This window comes from Kocuria nitroreducens (assembly GCF_042879195.1).
In the GTDB taxonomy this organism is placed as follows: Bacteria; Actinomycetota; Actinomycetes; order Actinomycetales; family Micrococcaceae; genus Kocuria; species Kocuria nitroreducens.
The window spans coordinates 75,332-97,375 of sequence record NZ_JBHZTC010000016.1; the positions used below are offsets into that span (position 1 = coordinate 75,332).

Sequence of the window (22,044 nt, forward strand, 5' to 3'; positions counted from 1 at the left end):
CATGACCACCACCGCGGACCGTCCGGACACCGGGCGACGACGACGGACCCCCGCCGACCTCGGGCCGTGGCTCCTCGCCGGAGTCGCCGCGACCGCTCTCGCCGTGGGCCTGGCCGAGCTGCTGGCCTGGGTGACCGGGCCGGTCGGCGCGCCGCTCACGGCGGTGGGCGGGGTGATCGTGGACGCGGTGCCCGGCCCGGTGAAGGACGCGGCGATCGCCCTGTTCGGCACCGCCGACAAGCTCGTGCTGCTGCTCGTCATGGCCGCCGGGCTCGTGGCGGTCGGTGCGGGCATCGGGGCGGCGCAGCGCGCCGCGCCGCCGATGGGTGTGGTGCTGCTCGGCGTGCTGGGGCTCCTCGGGCTCCTGGGGGTGCTGACGCGGGCGGGGCCCACCGTGGCGGACACGGTGCCCGTCGTCGTCGGCACGGGGGCCGGGGCGATCTTCCTGACGGTGCTCACCCGCCGCACCGCTCCGTCGGCCCGGTCCGTGGCGACCCTCGACCGCCGCGGCTTCGTCCGGCTCTCCGCGGCCACCGCCGTGCTGGGCGCCGCCGCCGGCGTCGCGGGACGCTGGGCGTCCGCGGCCGCCGCCCGGATGCCCGCCGCCCGGGACCTGCTCCGGATCCCCGCTCCCGCCGTGCGGGACCCGGTCCCCGCCGGGGCCGACCTCGGCGTGGCGGACGTGGAGCCCTGGCTCACGCCCGCCGACGACTTCTACCGCATCGACACCGCCCTGTCCGTCCCGCGCATCGACGTGGCCGCGTGGGAGCTGCGGATCCACGGCATGGTGGAGCGCGAGCTGGCCCTCGGCTTCGACGACCTCACGGCCCGGCCGCTGCTCGAGCGGATCGTGACCCTGGCGTGCGTGTCCAACCCCGTGGGCGGCGACCTCGTGGGCAACGCCGTGTGGACCGGCGTGCCGATCCGGGACCTGCTCGCGGAGGCCGGGCCCTCCGCCGAGGCGGACATGGTGCTCTCGACCTCCGAGGACGGGTTCACGGCGAGCACCCCGCTGGAGGCCCTGACCGATCCCGGCCGGGACTCCCTGCTCGCGGTGACCATGAACGGGGAGCCGCTGCCGTTCGAGCACGGCTACCCCGTGCGGATGGTCGTCCCGGGGCTCTACGGCTACGTCTCGGCCACCAAGTGGGTCGTGGACCTCGAGGTCACCCGCTTCGACCGGGCGGAGGCGTACTGGACGCCGCGGGGCTGGTCGGCCCGGGGGCCGATCAAGATGTCCTCGCGCATCGAGGTGCCGGCCGAGGGCGGGCGCACGGAGCCGGACCCCGTGGTCCTGGCCGGCACGGCCTGGGCCCAGCACACCGGGATCGCCGCCGTGCAGGTCAGCGTGGACGAGGGGCCGTGGCAGGACGCCGAGCTGGGCTCCGCGGGCACGGACGACACCTGGCGGCAGTGGGTGCTGCGCACCGGGCTGCCGAGCGGCCGGCACACCGCGCGGGTGCGGGCCGTCGACCGGGACGGGACCGTCCAGACCGCCGAGCAGGCCACGCCGGCCCCGGACGGCGCCTCGGGGCGGCACGAGCGCACCTTCACGGTGGCCTGACCGCCCCGCCCCGCCGGCAGCACCCACCGCTCCCCGCCCGCAGCACCCACCGCTCCCCGCCGTGCTGCACGCACCGCCCCTGCCGCCGACCCCACCGGCACCGCGGCCGGTGTGCGCCGGTCCCGGGCAGAACCGGTGAGCTCGCGGAACGGGGTGCGGCGAGGGACGGTCCCTGGCCCGGGGCGGGTCCTGCCATGATGGGGCGGGACCAACCTTGGGGCGGGACGAACGACGGGCAGGACGGGAGGGAGCACGCGGTGACGCTGGTGGACAACGTGGTGTACGTGGAGGGCCGGCGCGCGTCGACCCCGGAGGACCTCGACGAGACCTACGCGGCGCTGCGCGGGCGGGGCGGGATGGCCTGGATCGGTCTCTACCGCCCCGAGCCGGCCGAGGTGCAGTCCGTGGCCGCGGAGTTCCGGCTGCACGACCTGGCGGTGGAGGACGCCCTGAAGGGCCACCAGCGCGCCAAGCTGGAGCGCTTCGGGGACACCCTCTTCGTGGTGCTGCGCCCGGCCCGCTACCTGGACGACGTGGAGAAGGTCGAGTTCGGGGAGCTGCACGTGTTCGTGGGCCGCGACTTCGTGGTGACGGTCCGCCACGCCGAGTCCCCCGACCTGGCCGCGGTCCGGCGCCGGCTGGAGGCCTCGCCGGCGCTGCTGGGCACGGGCCCGCAGGCGGTGCTGTACGGGATCCTCGACGAGGTGGTCGACGGCTACGCGCCCGTGGTCGCGGGGCTCGAGAACGACATCGACGAGATCGAGAACCAGATCTTCGGCGCCGACCGGGACGTCTCCCGCCGTGTCTACGAGCTCTCCCGGGAGGTCATCGAGTTCCAGCGCGCCGTCCACCCGCTGGTGGCCATGCTGGAGGCGCTGCAGGCCGGAGCGGAGAAGTACGGGCTCGACCTCGAGCTGCAGCAGCGGCTGCGGGACGTGCAGGACCACGCCATCCGGGTGGGGGAGCGCGCGGACGCGTTCCGGCTGCTCCTGCAGAACGCCCTCACGGTGCACGCGACCCTGGTGGGGCAGCGGCAGAACGACGAGATGCAGCGGCTCACCGAGTCGGCCCTCGCCCAGAGCGAGGAGGTCAAGCGGATCTCCTCCTGGGCGGCGATCCTCTTCGCCCCCACCCTGGTGGGCACGGTGTACGGGATGAACTTCGAGCACATGCCCGAGCTCGCGTGGCCGCTGGGCTACCCGCTCGCGCTGCTGGCCATGCTGGGCATGGGGGTGGCCCTCTACGGGGTGTTCAAGTGGAAGCGGTGGCTCTGAGCGGCGCCGGGCGACCTCCCCGGCGGGCCGCTCAGATGCTGTTGCGCATCGCCCGGATCCCCACGGCCAGGCCCAGGGCGGCCAGCACGACCGCGGCGAGGGCGCCGGCCGGCACGGCCGGGTCGCCGAACTGGCCGTTGAACAGGGCCCGCTCGGCGTCGACCATGTAGGTGAGCGGGTTGAACCGTGAGAGCACCTGCATCCACCGCGGACCGGCCTCGAGCGGCAGCAGCATCCCGGACAGCAGCATGAGCGGGAACAGCAGCCCCTGCTGCACGGTCCAGAACATCCAGTCCCGGTTCCGGGAGACGATGGCCAGGGCGTAGCTCAGCGCCCCCAGCCCCACCCCGAAGACCGCGAGGATCGCCAGGCCCACCGCCATGCCGGACAGGGACGGGCGGAAGCCGAAGAACGCGGCCACCCCGGAGAGCACCAGCGCCTGCAGGACCAGCGGCACCATCTCCTTGCACGCGCGCCCCACCATGAGCGCCGAGCGGGTCACCGGCGCCACGAGCATCCGCTCGTGCGCCCCGGACTGGATCTCGAACAGCAGGTTCGAGCCGGTCATCGCGGTGCCGAACAGCGCGATCATCACGACGATGCCCGGCACGAACCACTGGAACGCCCGGTCGAGGGGGAGCCCGGTCATCCCGCCCAGGAGCGGGCCGAAGAAGGCGAGGAACATCAGCGGCTGCATGAGCGAGAAGACCAGGCTGAAGGGGTCCCGGATCACGGGCCGGAGCTCGCGGACGAAGACGCTGACGGAGTCGTGCAGGATCCCGGCCGGCCGGGCCCGGTCGGTGCCGCCGGTGCCTTCCCCGGGCGACTCGCGGGTGGTCGGAACGGTGGTCATCGGGGTGCTCCCACGCTCGAGGCCTCGGGGGCCGGACCGGTCCCGGACGCGTCCGTCCGCTCCTCCCGCAGGCTCCGGCCGGTGAGCCGGAGGAAGACGTCATCGAGGGTCGGGCGGGCGAGCTCCGCGGTCCGCACGGTGCGGCCGTCCCGGTCGAGCTCCCGCAGCAGGACGGGCAGCACGCGCTCGCCGTGCTCGACCGCGACGACCACGCGCGTGACCTCCCCGGCCGGGACCGCCTCCGGCTCGGCGCCGCCGGCCCCCGCCGCCTCGGCAGCGCGCCGGACGGCCGCCACGGCGGCGGCCGGGTCGGCCTCCAGGGTGAGGGTGATCCGGTCGCCGGCCAGGTCCGTCTTGAGCCGGGACGCGGTGTCGTCGGCGATGATGCGTCCCCGGTCCACGACCATGACCCGTTCGGCGAACTGGTCGGCCTCGTCGAGGTAGTGGGTGGTCAGGAACAGGGTGGTCCCGTAGCGCCGGCGCAGCTCGAGGATGTGCTCCCACAGGTGCGCGCGGGACTGCGGGTCCAGACCGGTCGTGGGCTCGTCGAGGAAGAGCAGCTGGGGTCCGGGGATCAGTCCCAGGGCGATGTCCACGCGGCGGCGCTGACCGCCGGAGAGCTTCAGCGTGGGCCGGCGGACGAGGTCGCCGAGGCCGAGGGCCTCCACGAGCTCGTCCACACGGCGTCGGGTCTCCGCCCGGCTCAGTCCGTACAGGGCGCCCTGGCTGAGCAGCTCGTCGCGGACCCGCTGGTACTGACCGGCCCCGTTCTTCTGTCCGATGTAGCCGATGCGGGCGCGCACCTCGGCCGGCTGCCGGGCGACGTCGAACCCGCACACGGTGGCGGTGCCGCCGGTGGGTCGCAGCAGGGTGGTGAGCATGCGCAGCGAGGTCGACTTGCCCGCGCCGTTGGGCCCGAGGAACGCGGTCAGCGTGCCCGGCGCCACGTCCACGGTCAGATCGCGCACCGCTTCGACGGTCCGGCCGCCGGACCCGCGGAAGCTCTTGCTCAGCCCGCGGGCGCTGATGATGGGTGGGGTGCTCATGGGTCCACGGTAGAGCGCATTCAGGTCATGAGCTGTCCGCTGGGGGCGTGGATTGCAGGACATGTCCGATCCGGCGTCGCGGGTGCTCCGGCTGCTGTCCCTGCTGCAGTCCCACCCCTGCTGGGCCGGTTCCGAGCTCGCCGAGCGCCCTGGCCAAGGTCCAGCAGGTGCTGCCGCGGCACCTGCGCCGCCGGGGCGTCGCGCCGCAGGCGCACACGGTCCCCGGTGGCCCGCACGGGCGCGCAGGTGGCCACCGAGGTCCTCGCTCAGCTCACCCTGGCCTGTCGAGATCACGAGCGCTTCCACTACGTCGACCGGCGGGGCCGGACCAGCGCCCGCCTGGTCGAGCCGCAGTCCCTGGTCCTGTGGGACCGGTGGTGGTACCACGTGGCCTGGGACGCCGACCGCGCCGCCTGGTGCAGGTGGCGAGATGACGCGTGTACCCCGAGGCGAGTACTCTGTGCGTCGTGCGGCGACACGCCGTGATCAGCAAAGGACCCTTCCATGATGATTAAGAATGAGCCGCTGGGCGATCAGCTCGCGAGGGAGTTGCGCCGGGGGATCCTTTCGGGAACGCGTCAGCCCGGCGAGCTGCTCATCGAAAAAACGCTCTCCGAGGAGTACGGGCTTAGTCGTGGGCCAGTGCGAGACGCGTTCCAACAGCTGAAGCAGGAGGGGCTCATCGAGCCAGTCGGACGCAGCTACCGCGTTTGTGCGGTCATGGCAGAAGACATCATGGAGTTCGTCGATGTGCGGATGGCATTGGAGATGCTCGCTGTTGAGCGCGCGATGGGTCGCAACCCGGATTGGTCGGCGGCGCGCGACGCCGTGGCCGCGATGCACGCCGCCGCTGACGTCAACGACCCGAAAGCATTTGCCTATGCCGATCTGGCCTTCCACACTGCGCTGATCGAGGCAACCCCGCAAAGGCGACTCAACGAGACCTACCGCACGCTCAGACGGACGCTCGAGACTCTTCTCGAAATGAACCCGGAACTCCTCGAAGACGATGCGGTGAGTACCGCTAACGAGCACGAGGAACTCCTGAACGCCATCGAGACAGGTGACAAGCGTTGGAGACATCTTTTGCGGCAGCAGCTCTACGCAGGCCTGCAACTCCTGCTGAACCGCTTCGGTGAGCAATGGGGACGCAACGATGCGAACTAGTGGCCCGTCCTCAAGGTGGTTGGTCGATTGGCTTTCTTGAGTCTTTCGGCGCTGATCCTGGTCCGCACAAAGGGGTGACAGGGGTCGTTCCAACCGGTGACGAACGCGCGGATGAGCTTGTTCAGTACGGCCACCGAGGCCACATCGGCTCGGTGCAGGGCTTGGCGCTCGATGATTCCGAACCAGACTTCGACCAAGGCGGGCCACGAGGCCGAGGTCAGGTGAAGTGCACCCGGATCCCGGGCTTCTCGGCCAGTCGTTGCCTCACTTCGGGATCTTTCGCACGGCGTGGTTGTCCACCACCCAGTGCAGCTGCCCCTCGGGGTAGGCCCGGGCGACCTGCTTCAGGAATGCCAGGAACTCCCGACGCCGGAGCCTGGGCTTGCAGGCGCGGTCACGTGGCCGGTGGCGATCTCCAAGGCCGCGAACAGCGTGGAGGTCTCGTGGCGGATGTCGTCGTGGGTGTCCCGAGCTGGTTGACCAGACTGCATCGGCAGACCCGGTGCGGTGCGCTCGAGCGCTTGGATCTGGGACTACTTGTCCATGCACCTCCACGACCGCGTTCTCGGGCGGGGCCGGGTAGAGCCCCGCGACGTCGACGACTTTGGCCACCAGCTCGGGGTCGGTGGGAACCTTGAAGATCTGTTTCCGCCACGGCGCCACCCCGCCCTCCGCCATGCCTGGGCACCGTGATGTGATCGATTCCCCACCGGGCGGCCAGCACCCGGGAGGACCAGTGCGTGACCCCCAGCTTCTTCAGCGGTCGCCGTAGCGTCGCGGCCACGATCGCCCGGTGACCGATCCACCGCGGACGGCCCGACCGATCGTGATCAGCCAGCCCCTCGGTGCCGACCTCGTCATAGCGGTTCGCCGGACGATCACTGTCGTGCGGGTGGTCCCGACTCTCTCCGCGATCTCGGTGTTGGAGATGCTCTCGGCGGCCAGCAGCACAATCCTTGCCCGCTGCGCCACTCCAGCCCGCACCGAGGTGAATCGCACGAGCCTTTGCCACTTGTCCCGGTCGCCCTGCCGCAACAGCAGCAGGTCCACAGGCTGGTTTGCCATGAGCCATGGTCCCACCCGCCGGGCGTCCAGGTAGGTCGACTACGGAGCCCTCGCTGGCCGCGGGTGATGGACTTCCCGTGCGCGATCACGCCCTGACACCGGCGCGGGCTGCCCGGGGTCACCTTGACTTCCCCACGTCCCACTGATTGACTGAAAAAAACGGTCAACAGTCAACCGTTCTGAGGGCGACTCGGCTCGAGGGTGCCAACAGTCGAGGTCTGGAACTCTGATCAATGAAGAGAGGGACGGGGCAGAGCCCAATGTCAATCGATCAAGAGGGCCGTCGGAGGAGCCCCGCCGGAGCTGAACCGGGAATCACTCCGGATCAAGGCGAACGTCGTATGCTCCGCTCGGAGAGCTGGTTCAACGACCCCAGCGAGCCGGGAGCTGGTGTGCTCTATCTCGAGAGTCTCATCAACTACGGACTCACCCATGAAGAGTTGCAGTCCGGACGGCCGATCATCGGCATCGCCCAGTCGGGATCCGATCTCTCGCCATGCAACCGCCACCATCTTGATCTGGCGAAGCGTCTACGAGAGGGCATTCGCGAGTCGGGCGGTATCGCCTTCGAGTTTCCCATGCACCCGATTCAGGAATCGTGTCGGCGACCGGGAGCGGCATTGGATCGCAACCTTGCTTATCTCGGTCTGGTCGAAATCCTCCACGGGTACCCGCTGGACGGCGTGGTGCTGACAACCGGGTGCGACAAGACCACTCCGGCCGCCATCATGGCAGCGGCGACGGTCGACATCCCGGCAATCGTGCTGTCGGGCGGGCCGATGCTGAACGGGTGGCTCGACGGAGAGCGTGTCGGTACTGGGACGGTCTTCTTCAAGGCGCGAGAGAAGTTCGCGGGCGGGCTGATCAGCAAAGAAACGTATCTGGACACGGTCTCCCGCGGTGCACCTTCGGTAGGTCACTGCAACACCATGGGGACCGCGACGACTATGAACTCGATCGCGGAAGGACTCGGCATGAGCCTGCCGGGGTGCGCCGCGATTCCCGCACCCTATCGAGAGCGATCATCGATCGCCTACCAGACGGGTCGCCAGATCGTCGAGATGGTGCGTGCCGACCGTAAACCCTCGGACATTCTGACTCGGGAGGCCTTCGAGAACGCGATCATACTCACCTCGGCGATCGGTGGGTCGACCAACGCGCCCATCCACCTCGCCGCTATGGCGCGACATGCCGGCGTCCATATCACGCTCGACGATTGGCAGCGCGTGGGAGAGGACATCCCTCTGCTCGTGAATATGATGCCGGCGGGCAAGTACCTCGGAGAGGAGTTTCATCATGCAGGCGGTGTCCCCGCCGTGTTGCGCGAGCTCCTCGTCGCAGGGCTCTTGCACGGAGATGCGCTGACGGTGAACGGCCGCACGCTTGCTCAGAATGTCGAGGAGCACGCTCGAGAGGCCGACGGCGAGGTCATCCGTTCCTGCGCCGAACCCATGCTCGAGCGGGCAGGGTTCCGCGTCTTTACGGGCAATCTCTTCCGATCCGGAATCATGAAGGTCTCCGCGATATCCGATGACTTCCGAGGTCGCTACCTCTCCAACCCGGACGACCCAGAGGCTTTCGTGGGCACTGCCTTCGTTTTCGATGGGCCTGAGGACTACACCGAAAGGATCAACGACCCGGATCTTCCAATCGATGAGTACAGCATTCTCGTGATGCGCGGAACTGGGCCAATCGGGTACCCGGGTTCGGCCGAGGTTGTCAACATGGATCCGCCCGCGCGACTCATCGCCGCCGGGGTGCAGTCGCTGCCTTGCATCGGGGACGGCCGGCAGTCCGGCACTTCGGGTACGCCCGCGATCCTCAACATTGCACCGGAGGCCGCAGCGGGCGGCGGGCTGGCGCTGCTGCGGGACGGAGACCGGATCCGTGTGGATCTGCGTGGTGGGCGCGTCGATGCGATCCTCTCTGATGAGGAAGTCGAGCGGCGCTCCGGCGAACTCGAGGCGCAGGGAGGCTATCGGTACCCGGAGTCGCAGACCCCCTGGCAGGAGATCCACCGTGCCACGGTCGGTCAGCACGATGGCGGAATGGTGATCGAAGAGGCAGTGAAATACCAGCGGGTGTTCTCGAAGCACCCGGTGCCGCGTCACAGCTTCATCTTCTGAAACCGTGAATGGGTGAGGCCCAGCCACCGCGGTGGCTGGACCTCACCCATTCGGAGTCGGAATACCTGGATCAGCTTGGCGAGGCTCGAGCCGTGTTCATGGAGCGTCGACTCGAGAGCGGCGATGGCTGCTTGCTCCTCGACTGAAAGGTGTTGGGGCGGAGGCCATCGGCATCGACGCCGACCTTCCGCGAGGTGAGCACGACGCCGTACGCGGCGCAGGCGCAACTGCAGGTGCCGAAAGTCTTCTCGGCCATGAACAGTGAGCACGGTCCGGCTCTGGTAACAGTCAACCGTGGGAATGCTTGACTTGAAGACAGCAGAATGGTTGACTGAAAAAATACCGATAACGGTTAACTGTTGACGGTTGAATGGTATTTCGTTGCGAGCATAGGGCGTCTATGACACACCAACGCAGGACGAGACGGCGGATGCTTTCCGCACTTGGGATCGGGCTGGCACTTCCACTGCTCGCCGGGTGCAGCAATGGTGAGGCCACGATCGGTGGGCCGGAGCACTCCATCGTGATCGGCCATGAGGATCAGACCGCTCATTTCAATCACGAGACCTACCTGCGCTTCAAGGAGCAGGTCGAGGAACGCTCCGACGGTCGGATCGGCGTCAAAGTCGTGCCGAACGAACTGTTCGGCGACATGACGTCGTTGGTCACCTCTGTGCAGCTCAACAGCATTCAGATGACCTCACCCACAGCGGGTGTGCTCGGGCAGTTCTCAAAGGATCAGAACGTCTGGGATATGCCGTACCTGTTCGACGACGTCGAGCACGCGCATCGTGTGCTCGACGGTGAGTTCGGGCAGGAGCTGCTCGAAGGCCTGGAGGAGGTCGACCTCATCGGCTTCGGCTACTGGGAGAACGGCGTCCGCCACTTGTCGACGAAGGGCATAGAGGTGGACGGACCCGACGATCTAGACCGGGTGAAACTCCGTGTGCAGCCGAATCCGCTGCAACTCACAGCGTGGGGCGCCACGAGCGCGAACCCGACGCCGATGGCCTACGGCGAGGTGTACACGGGCCTGCAGCAGGGCACGATAGACGCTCAGGAGAACCCGCTCTCGGTGATCGTCGACGCGCGGTTCTACGAAGTGCAGGATCGAGTCACGCTGACTGGACATGTGTACTCGGCGATCCCCCTCGTCATGTCGAAGACGTTCTACGACTCTTTGCCTGTGGATCTGCAGGAGATCGTCACTGAGGCCGCACTCGACAGCATCGAGTTCAATCGGGAACTTGCCGCAGAGGCAGAAGCCGAGTCCGCGTCGGTCATCGAGGAGGCCGGCGTCGAGATCGACGAGATCTCGGACGAGGGGCGTGACGAGTTCCGCGAGAGCATGCAGGGAGCAGCGCTTCCGCAACTGCGGGACCTCGTCGGTGACGACGTCGTCGACCACCTTGAGACCGCGATCGAGGAGGAGCGGCGATGAGCCTGGGAACGAACTGGATCAGTCGAAGTCAGCCGAACGTCTGGTGGAAGCGAAACTCCATCGAGGAGTACCTCGGGGGCGTCCTGCTCGGCGTCATGGTGGTCGTGGTCTTTCTGCAGGTCATCGCCCGCTATGTGTTCGGTGATTCTTTTGCCTGGAGCGAAGAGCTTGCACGCTATTGCTTCATCTGGTTGATCTATGTGACCCTCGGCGCTGTCGTTTTGAATGCTCAGCACATCACCGTAGATGCTGTGGTGTCGCGGCTTCCCGAGGGTATGAGGCGAGGCTGGGAGCAGGCGATTCAAGTCATCATCCTTGCGCTCAACATCTTCCTCATCGTCTACGGGATGATCCTCGTGCTCCGTGTGGCCGATCTCGGGCAACTTTCGGCAGCGTTGCAGATGCCCATGTGGCTCGTCTACGCAGCCGTGCCAGTCGGTCTCCTGCTTGCCACGGTGCGCACCGTTCAGACAAGCATCGCCATCTGGCGGCCCAATCCTGAGAATGACGACCTCGTCGATGACGAAGAAGTGGGGGCCTGACACATGGCTACACTCCTGCTCACCCTCGTCCTGCTCGTCAGTCTGGCGTTCGGGATACCGATCGTCTATTCGTTCCTGCTTGCTGCCGCCATCACAATCCTGCTCGCAGACACCGGCATCTCGTTCACCTTCATGGCGCAGTCGATGACGGTTGCCGTCGATTCGTTCCCGCTCATGGCCGTGCCGTTCTTCATTCTCGCCGGCTTCATCATGGGTAGAGGCGGCATCTCGAAGCGTCTCTTCGCACTAGCGAATGCCTTGGTCGGGCACCTGCCTGGCGGTATTGGAGTCGCGGCCGTGCTCACCGCCATGTTCTTCTCCGCAATCTCTGGATCGGCGCTCGCCACGACGGCTGCCATCGGGCACATCATGATCCCCGAAATGGTCAGAGTCGGATACACACGGAGGTATTCTGCAGCACTGATTGCGGCTTCCGGCGCGATCGGGGTGGTTCTGCCGCCGAGCATCCCGCTCGTCCTGTTCGGCGTGGTCACCGGCACGAGCATCGGCGATCTGTTCATCGCCGCGGTGATCCCGGGCATCCTTATGGGCCTCGCGCTCATGGGCTGGGTCATCGTCCATGCTCGGCGCAACCACATCCAAGCCAGCACCCGAAGTACCGGCCTCGAGCGCTTGCAAGCTCTCAGAGGCTCGATCGGCGGATTGCTCATGCCGATCATCATCCTCGGTGGAATATACGGCGGAGTATTCACTCCGACCGAGGCCGCGGTTGTCGCGGTGGTCTACGGTCTCGTCGTCAGCCTCCTCTTCTACCGTGAGAGCACGGTCCACGAGATCCTCGGCACTTTCGGTCGGTCTGCGATCTCCACCAGTGGACTCATGGTCATTGTGGCCGCAGCCGTCGTGTTCGGACACTTCCTCACTATCGAGGGCGTGCCCGAAACCCTCGTCTCATCCATCAGCGGCGTCAGCGACAACCCGACTGTCATCATCTTGCTCGCGGTCTTGCTGCTCCTCCTGATCGGCACCTTCATGGATACCATTCCCGCGATTCTTCTGACCTCGCCGGTACTCGTGCCGGTGCTTGCAGAGATCGGTATGGATCCGATCCACATCGGTGTCGTGGTCGTCGTGCTCCTTGCGATCGGATTCATCACCCCACCATTCGGACCCAACGTGTTCATCGCGGCCGATACGGCGAAGGTGTCCAGCGAGAAGGTCCTGGTCTCGATCGTGCCCGGGCTCCTGCTGCTCATCGGGGTAGCGCTGATCGTCAGCTTCGTGCCATGGCTCTCGATGGTGTTTATTTCTTCTTAGAAAGGTGCTGCACACGCGCATGTCAAAGCGAATCGTGATTACGGACCACGAGTTCAAGTCCCTCGAAGAAATCGAACAAATCATCTCGGAAACCGATGCCGTGCTTGAAGTGAACAACGTCACTGATAAGTTGTCGGTGCTCGAAGTCACTCGCGGGGCCGATGTGGTGCTCATCGACTATGCCCCGGTGGATCGTGACGTGGCGGAGGGACTTGCGCCTGGAGCCGTCGTGATCCGTGCTGGCATCGGCTACGACAACATCGACGTCAGTGCACTGCGAGAGCTCGGGGTGCGCGCATGCAACGTCCCCGATTATGGCGCGAGCACTGTTGCCGACCACACCGTGATGCTGGCGCTCGCGGTGCACCGCAAAGTACGGGAGCAGCATCAAGCCATCACGAAAAGCGAAGATGGATGGGCGCAGGCGATCGACTTCGGGCCGTTGCTCGATATGGCAGATGCGACATACGGACTCGTCGGGTCGGGGCAGATCGCGCGCCTCGTAGCGAAGCGGGTGCAGGCATTCGGCGCGACGGTGATCGCGGCAGATCCGTATGTGGATCCGGCAGCCATGGACGAGCTCGGCATCGAACTCGTCAGTCGAGATGAGTTGGTGCAGCGTGCGGATATGATCTCGCTGCACGCGCCGCTGACCCCGGAAACGCGGCACATCATCGGTTATGCTCAGCTTGCCTCGATGAAGCCCGGAGTCACCCTCGTCAATACGTCTCGTGGGCCTCTGCTCGATACCGTCGCTGCGGCCGAAGCACTGCACGCCGGCAAGCTCGGCGGTCTCGGCCTCGATGTGTTCGAGACCGAGCCCCTCGAGCCCTCCCACCCGATCAGGAACGCTCCGCGTACGTTGCTCACCCCACACTCGGCCTTCTACTCGGAACGGTCGCAGCGGAACATGCAGCGTTACGCGGCGGAGGAAGCCGTTAGGGCGTGCCGCGGCGAAGCACTGCGCTGTGAGGTTGGGCTGTAGCCGGTCCCGACCTGGGATGGATCCCGTTCAGAGCGACATCCCGCCTGTAGCCCGTTGCGCAGCCCGGGGACCCGGCACCCTGGACCCGACGGCGAGAATCGGGCAAAGACCATCCACTACGGTCGACTTGCCCGCGCCGTTGGGTCCGAAGAACGCGGTGAGTGTGCCCGGTGCCACGTCCATGGTCAGGTCACGCACCGCTTCGACGGTCCGGCCGCCGGGCCCGCGGTTGCTCTGCTCGGACGAGGTTTCCGAGGCCCTGCGCGGCTTCCGGGATCGGCTCGGCGACGCCCTGGCCGGCCTGCCTCCTCCGCCTTCCGGGGGACCGGGTGCGGAGGCCGGGGCAACCAGCCCTTAGAGTCGTGGGCGTGACCGTCCGGACCACCGCCCTCGACCCCGCCCGGGTCCGGCGCGCCCGGATCGCGGTGTCCGCGTTCTTCCTCACCAACGGCGCCCTCTACGCCAACCTGCTGCCGCGCCTGCCGGAGGTCAAGGACGCGTTCGGGCTCTCCAACACCTTCTACGGCCTGGTGGTCGTGGCGTTCCCGCTCGGGGCGATCCTCGTGGGCGCCCTCCCCGCCCGGGCGATCCGCCGCTTCGGCTCCGGCCGGGTGGCGGCGCTGGGAACGGTCCTGCTGTCCGTGTGCCTCGCGGCCGCCGGGGCCGGGGCGGGCCTGGGCGCCGGCACGGGGCTGGGCGTGGGGGTGTTCCTCGCGGCGATGTTCCTCGGCGGCGCCCTGGACGCCCACGTGGACACCGCCCAGAACGCCCAGGGGATGGAGGTCCAGCGCGCCCGCGGCCGCTCCGTCATCAACTCCCTGCACGCCCTGTGGAGCCTCGGCGCCGTGGTCGGCGGGCTCATGGGCGCCGCGGCGCTCGCCCTCGGCGTGCCCCTGGGGTGGCACCTGCCGGCGAGCGGGCTCGTGTGGAGCGCGGTCGCCCTCGTGGCGCTGCGCTCCGCCCTGAGCCCGGCGGAGGGCCAGGAGCTGCGCACGGTCCGCTCGGAGGCCCCGCTGCCGGACGGCACGACGACGGACGCCGGCGCCACCAGCTCCCGGCCGGACCCCGGTCCCGGGCGCGCCGGAACGGGGCACCGGGCCACGGGGCGCATCGTCGTCGTCAGCCTCCTCCCCGTGGCCGTGATCGCGATGGCCGGGGTCATGGTGGAGGACGCCGGGCAGAACTGGTCGGCGGTGTACCTGAACACCGAGCTCGGCGCTCCGCTGACCACCGCGGGGCTCGGGCTCGTGGCGCTCATGGCGGCGCAGTTCGTGGGCCGGATGCTCGGCGACCCCATGACCGACCGCTGGGGCCGTGCCGCCGTGGTCCGCGCCGGTGCCGCCCTGAGCGCGGCCGGGATGCTGCTCGTGGTCCTCGCCCCGGCGCCGGTCCTGGCCGTCGTGGGCTTCGCACTGGCCGGCTTCGGCTGCGCCACGCTCGTGCCCGCGGCCTTCCACGCCGCCGACGACATCCCCGGGCTGCGCGCCGGGACGGGCCTGGCCCTGGTGAGCTGGCTGATGCGGATCAGCTTCCTCGGCCTGTCCCCGGCCGTCGGGGTGCTCTCCGACGCCGTGGGACTGCGGGCGGCGCTGCTCGTGGTCCCCGTCTTCGCGCTCGTCGCGGCCCTGATGGCCGGGGTCCTGCGGGAGCGCCCGACCCCCTGACCCTGGGGCTCTCGCCCGCTCCCCAGCAGGCGCCGGGTCCCCATGCCCAGCAGGATCACCGGGATGTCGACGAGGGCGAGCTCCTGCGTGCCGATCAGCGGGGAGATCACGGCGAAGGGGGTGACGACGTCGACGAAGGAGGTCGGTGAGGACTCGACGGCGCCGTCGGTGGACGGTTCGATCACTTCGCGGCCAGCCGGTCCGAGCCGAGCACCCCGGGACGGCGGTCCGGGCTATCCTGGAGCGACCATGCTCCACCACTTCTTCCTCTGACGGGTTCCGGATCCCGCCGCGCAGCACATCCGCCGCGGCGGTCCGTCGTCCTGTCCACCCGTCCCCTCGTCAGGAGTCCCGGCCGTCCCGCCGCCGCTCCGCACCCGGAGGAAGCATGTCCACCGTTCCCGCCCACCGCCCCGCCGTGCCCGCGGGTGAGCACGCCCAGCTGACCGCCGCCGGAATCCGCCTGGTCCGGGGGACCCGCACCGTCCTGGAGGGGCTCGACCTCACGATCACCCCCACCACCCGTCTCGGCGTGGTGGGGGAGAACGGCCGCGGCAAGACCTCGCTGCTGGAGGTGCTCTCGGGCGCGCTCCTCCCGGACGCCGGCACCGTCCGCCGCACCGGCACGCTCGCCGTGGTCGACCAGGAGCTGCCCGTGCCGCCCGAGGGCACCGTGGGGGACCTACTGGACCTCGAGCTCACCGCCGAGCACACCGCGGTGGCGCAGGTCGAGGCCGCCGCGCGCGCTCTCGCGGCGGAGCAGCCGGGCGCCGCGGAGCAGTACGCCCAGGCCCTGACGGTCGCCCAGGCCCTCGACGCCTGGGACGCCGACCGGCGGGTGGACCTGGCCCTGCAGGCCCTGCACGCCGTGACCGACCGCTCCCGGGTGCTCGGCACCCTCTCGGTGGGCCAGCGCTACCGGGTGCGCCTGGCTTGTCTGCTCGGCACCGTCCACGACCTCCTCCTGCTGGACGAGCCCACCAACCACCTCGACGCCGCGGGTCTGGCCCACCTGGGCGCGGCACTGCGCGAGTTCCGCGGCGGGGTGGTCCTGGTCAGCCACGACCGGCGGCTGCTGGGCCAGGTGGTCGACACCGTCCTGGACCTGGACCCCAGCCGGGACGGCCGCCCGCGGTGGTACGGCGGCGGGGTGGCGGGCTGGCGCGCCGGCCGGACCGCCGAGCGCTCGCGGTGGATCCACGACCACCGGGAGCAGCAGGCCGAGCACGCCCGGCTGGCCGGCGACCTCGACCGCGCACGATCCCGTCTGGTCGACGGATGGCGCCCGGACAAGGGCACCGGCAAGCACACCCGCGCCACCCGCGCACCGGGGCTCGTCCGATCGGTGCACCGCCGGCAGGAGGACCTCGAGCGGCACCGCGTGGACGTCCCCGAGCCCCCGCTGGTGCTGTCGGTGCCGGAGCTGCCGGCGCTGCCCGGCGTGGAGCTGCTGCGCGCCGAGGGCGTCACGGTGACGGGTCGGCTGCTCCGGCCCGTGGACGTGGTGCTGGGGTCCGGGGCGCGGCTGGTGGTCGGAGGCCCCAACGGGGCGGGCAAGTCCACCCTGCTGCAGGTGCTCGCCGGTGCGCTGGACCCCGGCACAGGGCGGTGCACCGCCGCTCCCGGGGTGCAAATCGGGCACCTGCTGCAGGAGGGGGTCCGGCACGGTGCGCGCTCCGCCCAGGAGGTGTACGAGCAGGAGCTCGTCCGGCTCGTGCTCGCGGGCCGGTTGGCCGAGCACGAAGTGGCTCCGTTGGAGGCCCTGGGTCTGCTGACGGCGCGGGACCGCGGGCGCCCGGTGGCGGAGCTGTCCGCCGGGCAGCGGCGGCGCCTCGAGCTCGCCGTGGTCCTGGCGTCCCGGCCGCACGTGCTGCTGCTGGACGAACCGACCAACCACCTCTCGATCACCCTCGTGGACGAGCTCACCGAGGCCCTCGCCGCGACGGCCGCGGCCGTGGTGCTGACCACCCACGACCGGCAGCTCCTGCGGGACACGAAGGGCTGGCCGCGGCTGAGGCTGTGACCCCCGAACTGGGCGGAGGGCAGGCCGGGAGCCGACCCTGGACCGCGGAGCAGAGGTCGGGTGAGCACCGTCCCGGTCCGGGCGCGGCGGGCCCGGCTCACAGGGTTCAGTCGATCCGGAGCTCGTGCACGCCGCGCTCGAGACCGCGCTCCACCGCGGCGATGACGTCGTCCACGTTGTGACCGGGCGGCAGCCGGGGTGGCAGACCGGTCAGCGCCCGGTCCACGAGCCCGGTGTCCATGTGCGGCAGCCGCGCGTCCATCACCGCGATCCGACGGCGGCGCAGCTCCCGCCGCAGCGACCCGAGCCACGAGGCCATGGCCGCCTTGCTGGCGGCGTAGCCGGCCATCCCGGCCAGCGGCAGCTCCGCGACCACTCCGGTGAGGACGGCGATCGCGCCGCCGTCCGCGACGTGCGGCACGGCCGCCCGGATGACGGCCATGGGGCCGAGCGCGTTGACCTCGAACAGCTCCTCCACGACGGCCTCGTCCTCGTCGGCGGCCGGGCCGAAAGCGGCGACCCCCGTGGCGATGACCACGGCGTCGAGCCCGCCGAGCTCCTCGACGGCCCGGCGCACCACTGCCGCGGCCTGGTCGTGGTCCACGAGGTCCAGTGCGTGGGCCGCCCGCAGGCCGAGCCCGCGCCGCAGCTCCTCGGCACCCGCGGCGGAGCGGCCGGTCACCACGATGTCGGTGGTGCGCTCGCTCAGCCGTTCGCACAGCCGCCGCCCGAGCACGCCGGTCGCCCCCACCACGAGGATCCTCGCGCCGTTCAGGTCCATGGCCCCACTCCTGTCCCTGGTGCGGCCCCGGAGCGAAGCCGTGCTCCGAGCGTACCCAGGCTCTCCGACAGCGCCCAGCGGTGTGCCGTTCCACAACGATCGTGGGGCGCCCGCCTCCCACCGTTGCCGAGTGCGAACCGGCAGGCGTAGATTGCAGTCCTCGGGGCCGGGCCGGGCGGACGCCCGTGGCGCTGGTGCTCCGCGATCGGGGGCCGTCCACATGTCACCGACCACGTCGCCGTCGACCCGGGCACTGGGCGCGGCCGCCGCGGCCCTGCTCCTCCTGGCCTCCTGCGGCTCCCCGGACGGCGGAGGCCCCTCCGGGGAGGGTACGAGCCCCGCCGCGGCACCGGCCACCACGGTGGTGGAGTCCCCGGCAGGCTCGGCACCGGCCACGGACTCCCCGTCGCCGACCGCCGGTCCCACCGGGGGCTCGACGACCGGGCCGACGGAGGACCCGTCCGGCACACCCACCACCGGCACGCCCACGGCGAGCCCGACCTCGGGTCCGACCCCGGCTCCGGTGGAGCTCGTGACGTACGCGGGCACGGCCGCCGACGCGGCCTTCGCCTTCGAGCTGCCGGCGACGTGGAGGGTGGACGGGGAGTTCTCGGACGTCGGCGGCACGGTGTCGGTGCTGGGGCCGGACGGTGCGCCCGTCGGCCACCTGTCGGTCCTCATCGCCTGGGGCGCCGAGTGCGGCCCCGACTGCTCGATGCCGCCGGTGGCCCACCTCGGGGACGTCCCGGGGGGCGTGCCACTGTCCAGCAGCGGGGAGTTCGTGGTGCGCTCCGTGGCCATGGATCTGACGTCCGCGCCCGAACTGCGCAACGCGTACGGCTGGCCGGACGCCGTGCGTCTCGTGACCTCGCTGACCGATGCGGACTTCCCTCCGCCCACCGCGATGCTGCCGCACGTCCTGTACGGGATGGGAATGGTCGAGACCGGGGTGGTCGCGCCCAACGGCATCACCTACCGGACGGTGATCTTCAGCTCGGTCCACGACTTCCCCACGCTCGATGCCGCCCGGGAGTACGCCGGGTCGGAGCAGCACCGGCAGGTCGTGGCGATGATCGCCTCCTTCCGCGCCTAGAGGTCCGCGGGAATCCACCGGGGGTCCCCGGTGCGCCGGGCGATCGCATGGCTGACACACAGGGCATGTGCTGTCGGCTCGGGTGGAACCGGCGAGTTCGCGGAGAAGGGGGAGGGGGCGGAGTCTCCTACTCGGAGTCGTCGAGGGGGGCGTACCCCATGCGCCGGCTGACCCGCAGGCCGGCCTCCTTGAGGTCCTCGACGAGGTCGGCCATCGTCTCCTCCGAGAACCGGAAGGCCGGTCCGGAGACACTGATCGAGGCGATGACCGTGCCGAGGTGGTCCCGCACGGGCACGGCGACGGAGTTCAGCCCGATCTCGAACTCCTCGCACACGGTGGCGTAGCCCCGGGCGACCACATCGATCAGCTGGCGTTCCAGCTGCTTCCTCGACGTGATCGTGCGCCCGGTGAGCGCCGGCAGGCCGTGGGTGCGGAGGATCTGGGCTCTCTCGTCGGACGGCAGTCCCGCCAGCAGCACCTTTCCGCTGGCGGTGGCGTGCAGGGGGGTCAGGCTCCCGATCCAGTCGTGGGTCGCGACCGAGGAGGGGCCCATCTCCTGGTCCACGTTGACGGCGTGGCCCTCTCGGAGGACCGCCAGATTGACCGTCTCGGAGTGGGTCCGCGCCAGACCGCGCACCTCGTCACGGGCCTCGGCCACCACGCTCAGCCGGCCGGGGATCGCGTGAGCCAGCCGCAGGATGCCGAAACCGAGCTGGTACCTGCTGCCGTCGCTCGGATGGTGCACCAGGCCCCGGAGCTCCAGGGCGCTGAGCAGTCGCGACGCAGTGGACTTGTGCACTCCCAGCTCGGCGGCCACCTCGGTCACCGTCGAACCACCGGTCCGGGCGAGGACCTCGAGCACCGTGATGGCCCGGTCGACGGACTGGACGCCGCCAGGGGTGACCCCGTCGGAGCCGTTCTGCTCCGTTGCGGGGTCGGGGGCGAGCGAAGATCTGGGGGTGTTTGGGGACATGACCCCATGGTAGTCACTCGTCACTGTCACCCTCCGTTCGAGGCCTGCGGGTCCGGCAGGCCGGGTGCCCGGGAACGTGCGTGCTGGGGCCGGGCGCGCCCCGCCCCAGCACGGCCGTCATGAGCGAGTCGCCCCCTTCTTCCGGACCTGGCCGTTCTCCTGGGCGTAGATCGGTTGACCGGCGGCCGTGGCGTCCACGGCCCGGAACTCGGCCGTGTTCGGGTCCGTGCTCTCCCGGGTGACCAGGGTGAACTTCTGGTGCCCGTACTCGTCGACCGCGTTGCGCACCGCACGGTTCATGACGGAGTCGGACAGGCGCTTGCGCAGCCACATCGGGTCCTGGCGCAGGTCCCGGGCCAGCGCGAAGCACAGCAGGAACATCACCAGGATGAACGGCAGAGCGGAGACGATCGTCATCCTTTGCAGGCCGCCCAGGGCGGCGGCGGGGTCGTCGCCGCCGGCCAGGAGCATCACCGCGGCGACGCCGCCCATGAGCACACCCCAGAAGACGACGACGGGTCGGGAGGGCTCCAGGCTGCCGCGGGAGCTGAGCGAGCCGGTCACGATGGACGCCGAGTCGGCCCCCGTGACGAAGAAGATTCCGGTGAGCACCATGGCCAGCACGGCGAGGCCGACGGTGACGGCCTGCGGCAGGTCCAGGCCGGTGAACATGTCGTAGATCGCGCTGTCGAAGGATATGGTCGGGGTCCCGTCCACGACCGTGGCGATGCCGTCGCCCGGGTCCGGCGTGGCGTCGGCCCGGCGCTGGATGTCGATGGCCGTGCCGCCGAAGACGGCGAACCACAGCAGGGACACCAGCGAGGGCACCACGAGCACTCCCACCACGAACTGGCGGATGGTCCGGCCCCGGCTGATCCGGGCGACGAACATGCCCACGAAGGGAGTCCAGGAGACCCACCAGGCCCAGTAGAAGATGGTCCATCCCGAGAGCCACTCGCGCATCCCCTCGTCGCCCACGGCCTCCGTGCGGGCGGACATCTCCGGCAGCATCTGAGCGTAGGAGCCGACCGCGGAGGGAACGAGGTTGAGGATGAAGACGGTGGGACCCACCGCGAAGATGATGATCGCCAGCAGGAGGGCCAGCACCATGTTGGTGTTCGAGAGGAACTGGATGCCGCGGGCGATGCCGGAGACGGCCGAGGCCACGAAGCAGAACGTCAGCACGACGATGACGGCCACCAGCATCGGGGTGGTCACCTCGGCGATGACGCCGTTGAACTGCAGGCCGCTGCCGATCTGCAGCGCGCCCAGGCCGAGCGACGCGGCGGTCCCGAACACGGTCGCGAAGATGGCGAGCATGTTGATGATCTTGCCGCCCACTCCGTCCACGGCCTTGCGCCCGAAGATCGAGATGAAGGCCTCGGAGAGCAGGTTCTTGCGGCCCAGGCGGAAGGTGCCGTAGGCGATGGCGATGCCGACCACCGCGTACATCGCCCACGGGTGCAGCGTCCAGTGGAACAGGGACGTGGCCATCGCCGCCTCGATGGCCTCGGCCGTCTGCGCGTCGGCCGTGGCCGGTGGCGGCGCGATGTAGTGGTAGAGCGGCTCGGCGACGCCGTAGAACATCAGGCCGATGCCCATGCCGCAGGCGAACATCATCGAGATCCACGACACCGTCCGGAACTCCGGGCGCTCACCGTCCTGGCCCAGCGGGATGTTGCCGAACCGGCCGACGGCCAGCCAGAGCACGAAGACCACGAACAGGGAGGCCAGCAGCACGAAGAGCCATCCGGTGCTCTGCAGCACCCAGCCCAGCGCCGCCGTCGAGGCGTTGGACAGGCTCTCCGTGTTGAGGAACCCCCAGAGCACGAATGCGACCACGAGAGCTCCGGTGACCACGAAGATGGTCCGGTCGAGACCTTCCAGGCCGGCGCGGAACGACTTGCGCCGCTCGGCGACACCGACCTTCAGCTCGTCGAGGATCGCGGCCTCCTCGGCCTCCGCCTCGTGCAGCAGGGTGGTGTCGTCCACGGGCGGTGTTGCGGGCGGTGGTGTGGGCCCCTCGGCGGGCGCCGGGCCGACGTGGGAGCCGTCGTTGCTCAATGGATCTTCTCCTGGCTCTTCGGACCGGTCTGCCCCGGGGTGGTGTCGCTGAGGGTGTCGGTGATCCAGTCGTGGAAGGCGCCGATGTGGTGTTCGGAGGGGACG

General features: G+C 69.7%; 18 protein-coding genes. 12 read left to right on the forward strand and 6 right to left on the reverse strand.

The genetic code is table 11. The features are described from left to right. Position 1 precedes the first annotated feature (1 nt). Together ACFYE1_RS12265 and ACFYE1_RS12270 are read left to right on the forward strand one after the other, a co-directional pair. Positions 2-1,564 (forward strand): molybdopterin-dependent oxidoreductase, encoded by a 1,563-nt coding sequence (locus tag ACFYE1_RS12265; RefSeq protein WP_387743122.1) that lies wholly within the window; start codon positions 2-4, stop codon positions 1,562-1,564. A 257-nt stretch (positions 1,565-1,821) separates the two neighbouring features. Beyond that, the gene (locus ACFYE1_RS12270) at positions 1,822-2,838 is read left to right on the forward strand and encodes a magnesium and cobalt transport protein CorA (RefSeq protein ID WP_387743124.1); all 1,017 of its coding nucleotides are present in this window, start codon (positions 1,822-1,824) and stop codon (positions 2,836-2,838) included. Between the two features lie 31 nt (positions 2,839-2,869). Here the strand turns inward: ACFYE1_RS12270 and ACFYE1_RS12275 are convergent, their stop codons facing one another. Both ACFYE1_RS12275 and ACFYE1_RS12280 read right to left on the reverse strand, forming a co-directional pair. Continuing rightward, positions 2,870-3,691, reverse strand: coding sequence for an ABC transporter permease (locus tag ACFYE1_RS12275; RefSeq protein ID WP_387743126.1), 822 nt, complete (start codon positions 3,689-3,691; stop codon positions 2,870-2,872). Then, the gene (locus tag ACFYE1_RS12280; RefSeq protein WP_387743128.1) at positions 3,688-4,737 is read right to left on the reverse strand and encodes an ABC transporter ATP-binding protein; all 1,050 of its coding nucleotides are present in this window, start codon (positions 4,735-4,737) and stop codon (positions 3,688-3,690) included. The genes ACFYE1_RS12275 and ACFYE1_RS12280 overlap by 4 nt, the downstream gene beginning before the upstream one ends. A gap of 27 nt (positions 4,738-4,764) precedes the next feature. On the opposite strand from ACFYE1_RS12280, the gene ACFYE1_RS12285 reads away from it, so the two are divergent. From ACFYE1_RS12285 to ACFYE1_RS12315, 7 genes are all read left to right on the forward strand, one after another. Continuing rightward, on the forward strand, positions 4,765-5,223 hold the full coding sequence (locus ACFYE1_RS12285) for a WYL domain-containing protein (RefSeq protein WP_387743130.1): 459 nt from the start codon (positions 4,765-4,767) through the stop codon (positions 5,221-5,223). Positions 5,224-5,241: 18 nt separating this feature from the next. Further along, positions 5,242-5,904, forward strand: coding sequence for a GntR family transcriptional regulator (locus tag ACFYE1_RS12290; protein ID WP_387743131.1), 663 nt, complete (start codon positions 5,242-5,244; stop codon positions 5,902-5,904). Between the two features lie 1,379 nt (positions 5,905-7,283). Continuing rightward, complete coding sequence (locus ACFYE1_RS12295) at positions 7,284-9,095, forward strand: IlvD/Edd family dehydratase (protein ID WP_387743152.1); 1,812 nt, start codon at positions 7,284-7,286, stop codon at positions 9,093-9,095. A 430-nt stretch (positions 9,096-9,525) separates the two neighbouring features. Further along, the gene (locus ACFYE1_RS12300; protein ID WP_387743133.1) at positions 9,526-10,536 is read left to right on the forward strand and encodes a TRAP transporter substrate-binding protein; all 1,011 of its coding nucleotides are present in this window, start codon (positions 9,526-9,528) and stop codon (positions 10,534-10,536) included. Further along, positions 10,533-11,078: a TRAP transporter small permease gene (locus tag ACFYE1_RS12305; RefSeq protein ID WP_387743135.1), complete on the forward strand. Its 546-nt coding sequence runs from the start codon at positions 10,533-10,535 to the stop codon at positions 11,076-11,078. The genes ACFYE1_RS12300 and ACFYE1_RS12305 overlap by 4 nt, the downstream gene beginning before the upstream one ends. Positions 11,079-11,081: 3 nt before the next feature. Next, on the forward strand, positions 11,082-12,356 hold the full coding sequence (locus ACFYE1_RS12310; RefSeq protein ID WP_387743137.1) for a TRAP transporter large permease: 1,275 nt from the start codon (positions 11,082-11,084) through the stop codon (positions 12,354-12,356). A 19-nt stretch (positions 12,357-12,375) separates the two neighbouring features. Beyond that, positions 12,376-13,341 carry a C-terminal binding protein gene (locus ACFYE1_RS12315; RefSeq protein ID WP_387743139.1) on the forward strand — a complete coding sequence of 322 codons (966 nt, stop codon included), beginning with the start codon at positions 12,376-12,378 and terminating at the stop codon, positions 13,339-13,341. Between the two features lie 27 nt (positions 13,342-13,368). Here the strand turns inward: ACFYE1_RS12315 and ACFYE1_RS12320 are convergent, their stop codons facing one another. Beyond that, positions 13,369-13,524 carry a hypothetical protein gene (locus ACFYE1_RS12320; protein WP_387743154.1) on the reverse strand — a complete coding sequence of 52 codons (156 nt, stop codon included), beginning with the start codon at positions 13,522-13,524 and terminating at the stop codon, positions 13,369-13,371. Positions 13,525-13,709: 185 nt separating this feature from the next. On the opposite strand from ACFYE1_RS12320, the gene ACFYE1_RS12325 reads away from it, so the two are divergent. Beyond that, positions 13,710-15,005, forward strand: coding sequence for an MFS transporter (locus ACFYE1_RS12325; protein WP_387743141.1), 1,296 nt, complete (start codon positions 13,710-13,712; stop codon positions 15,003-15,005). A gap of 388 nt (positions 15,006-15,393) precedes the next feature. Next, positions 15,394-17,028, forward strand: coding sequence for an ATP-binding cassette domain-containing protein (locus ACFYE1_RS12330; RefSeq protein ID WP_387743143.1), 1,635 nt, complete (start codon positions 15,394-15,396; stop codon positions 17,026-17,028). Positions 17,029-17,134: 106 nt separating this feature from the next. Here ACFYE1_RS12330 and ACFYE1_RS12335 read toward each other — a convergent pair whose 3' ends face one another. Then, a complete protein-coding gene (locus ACFYE1_RS12335) occupies positions 17,135-17,809 on the reverse strand; it encodes an SDR family NAD(P)-dependent oxidoreductase (RefSeq protein ID WP_387743145.1) in 675 nt (224 codons plus the stop codon). Between the two features lie 220 nt (positions 17,810-18,029). Between ACFYE1_RS12335 and ACFYE1_RS12340 the strand changes: the two genes are divergently transcribed. Continuing rightward, positions 18,030-18,902 carry a hypothetical protein gene (locus ACFYE1_RS12340; RefSeq protein ID WP_387743147.1) on the forward strand — a complete coding sequence of 291 codons (873 nt, stop codon included), beginning with the start codon at positions 18,030-18,032 and terminating at the stop codon, positions 18,900-18,902. A 127-nt stretch (positions 18,903-19,029) separates the two neighbouring features. Here ACFYE1_RS12340 and ACFYE1_RS12345 read toward each other — a convergent pair whose 3' ends face one another. Further along, complete coding sequence (locus tag ACFYE1_RS12345) at positions 19,030-19,875, reverse strand: IclR family transcriptional regulator (protein ID WP_387743149.1); 846 nt, start codon at positions 19,873-19,875, stop codon at positions 19,030-19,032. Positions 19,876-19,992: 117 nt separating this feature from the next. Continuing rightward, complete coding sequence (locus tag ACFYE1_RS12350; protein ID WP_387743151.1) at positions 19,993-21,939, reverse strand: BCCT family transporter; 1,947 nt, start codon at positions 21,937-21,939, stop codon at positions 19,993-19,995. Positions 21,940-22,044: the final 105 nt, after the last annotated feature.

Excerpts from the sequence above, each read along its gene's own strand:
- ACFYE1_RS12265 (WP_387743122.1), top strand. The coding sequence starts at position 2 with ATGACCACCACCGCGGACCGTCCGGACACCGGGCGACGACGACGGACC.
- ACFYE1_RS12275 (WP_387743126.1), bottom strand. The coding sequence starts at position 3,691 with ATGACCACCGTTCCGACCACCCGCGAGTCGCCCGGGGAAGGCACCGGC.
- ACFYE1_RS12280 (WP_387743128.1), bottom strand. The coding sequence starts at position 4,737 with ATGAGCACCCCACCCATCATCAGCGCCCGCGGGCTGAGCAAGAGCTTC.
- ACFYE1_RS12285 (WP_387743130.1), top strand. The coding sequence starts at position 4,765 with ATGAGCTGTCCGCTGGGGGCGTGGATTGCAGGACATGTCCGATCCGGC.
- ACFYE1_RS12290 (WP_387743131.1), top strand. The coding sequence starts at position 5,242 with ATGATGATTAAGAATGAGCCGCTGGGCGATCAGCTCGCGAGGGAGTTG.
- ACFYE1_RS12300 (WP_387743133.1), top strand. The coding sequence starts at position 9,526 with ATGCTTTCCGCACTTGGGATCGGGCTGGCACTTCCACTGCTCGCCGGG.
- ACFYE1_RS12305 (WP_387743135.1), top strand. The coding sequence starts at position 10,533 with ATGAGCCTGGGAACGAACTGGATCAGTCGAAGTCAGCCGAACGTCTGG.
- ACFYE1_RS12310 (WP_387743137.1), top strand. The coding sequence starts at position 11,082 with ATGGCTACACTCCTGCTCACCCTCGTCCTGCTCGTCAGTCTGGCGTTC.
- ACFYE1_RS12315 (WP_387743139.1), top strand. The coding sequence starts at position 12,376 with ATGTCAAAGCGAATCGTGATTACGGACCACGAGTTCAAGTCCCTCGAA.
- ACFYE1_RS12320 (WP_387743154.1), bottom strand. The coding sequence starts at position 13,524 with ATGGACGTGGCACCGGGCACACTCACCGCGTTCTTCGGACCCAACGGC.
- ACFYE1_RS12330 (WP_387743143.1), top strand. The coding sequence starts at position 15,394 with ATGTCCACCGTTCCCGCCCACCGCCCCGCCGTGCCCGCGGGTGAGCAC.
- ACFYE1_RS12335 (WP_387743145.1), bottom strand. The coding sequence starts at position 17,809 with ATGGACCTGAACGGCGCGAGGATCCTCGTGGTGGGGGCGACCGGCGTG.
- ACFYE1_RS12340 (WP_387743147.1), top strand. The coding sequence starts at position 18,030 with ATGTCACCGACCACGTCGCCGTCGACCCGGGCACTGGGCGCGGCCGCC.
- ACFYE1_RS12345 (WP_387743149.1), bottom strand. The coding sequence starts at position 19,875 with ATGTCCCCAAACACCCCCAGATCTTCGCTCGCCCCCGACCCCGCAACG.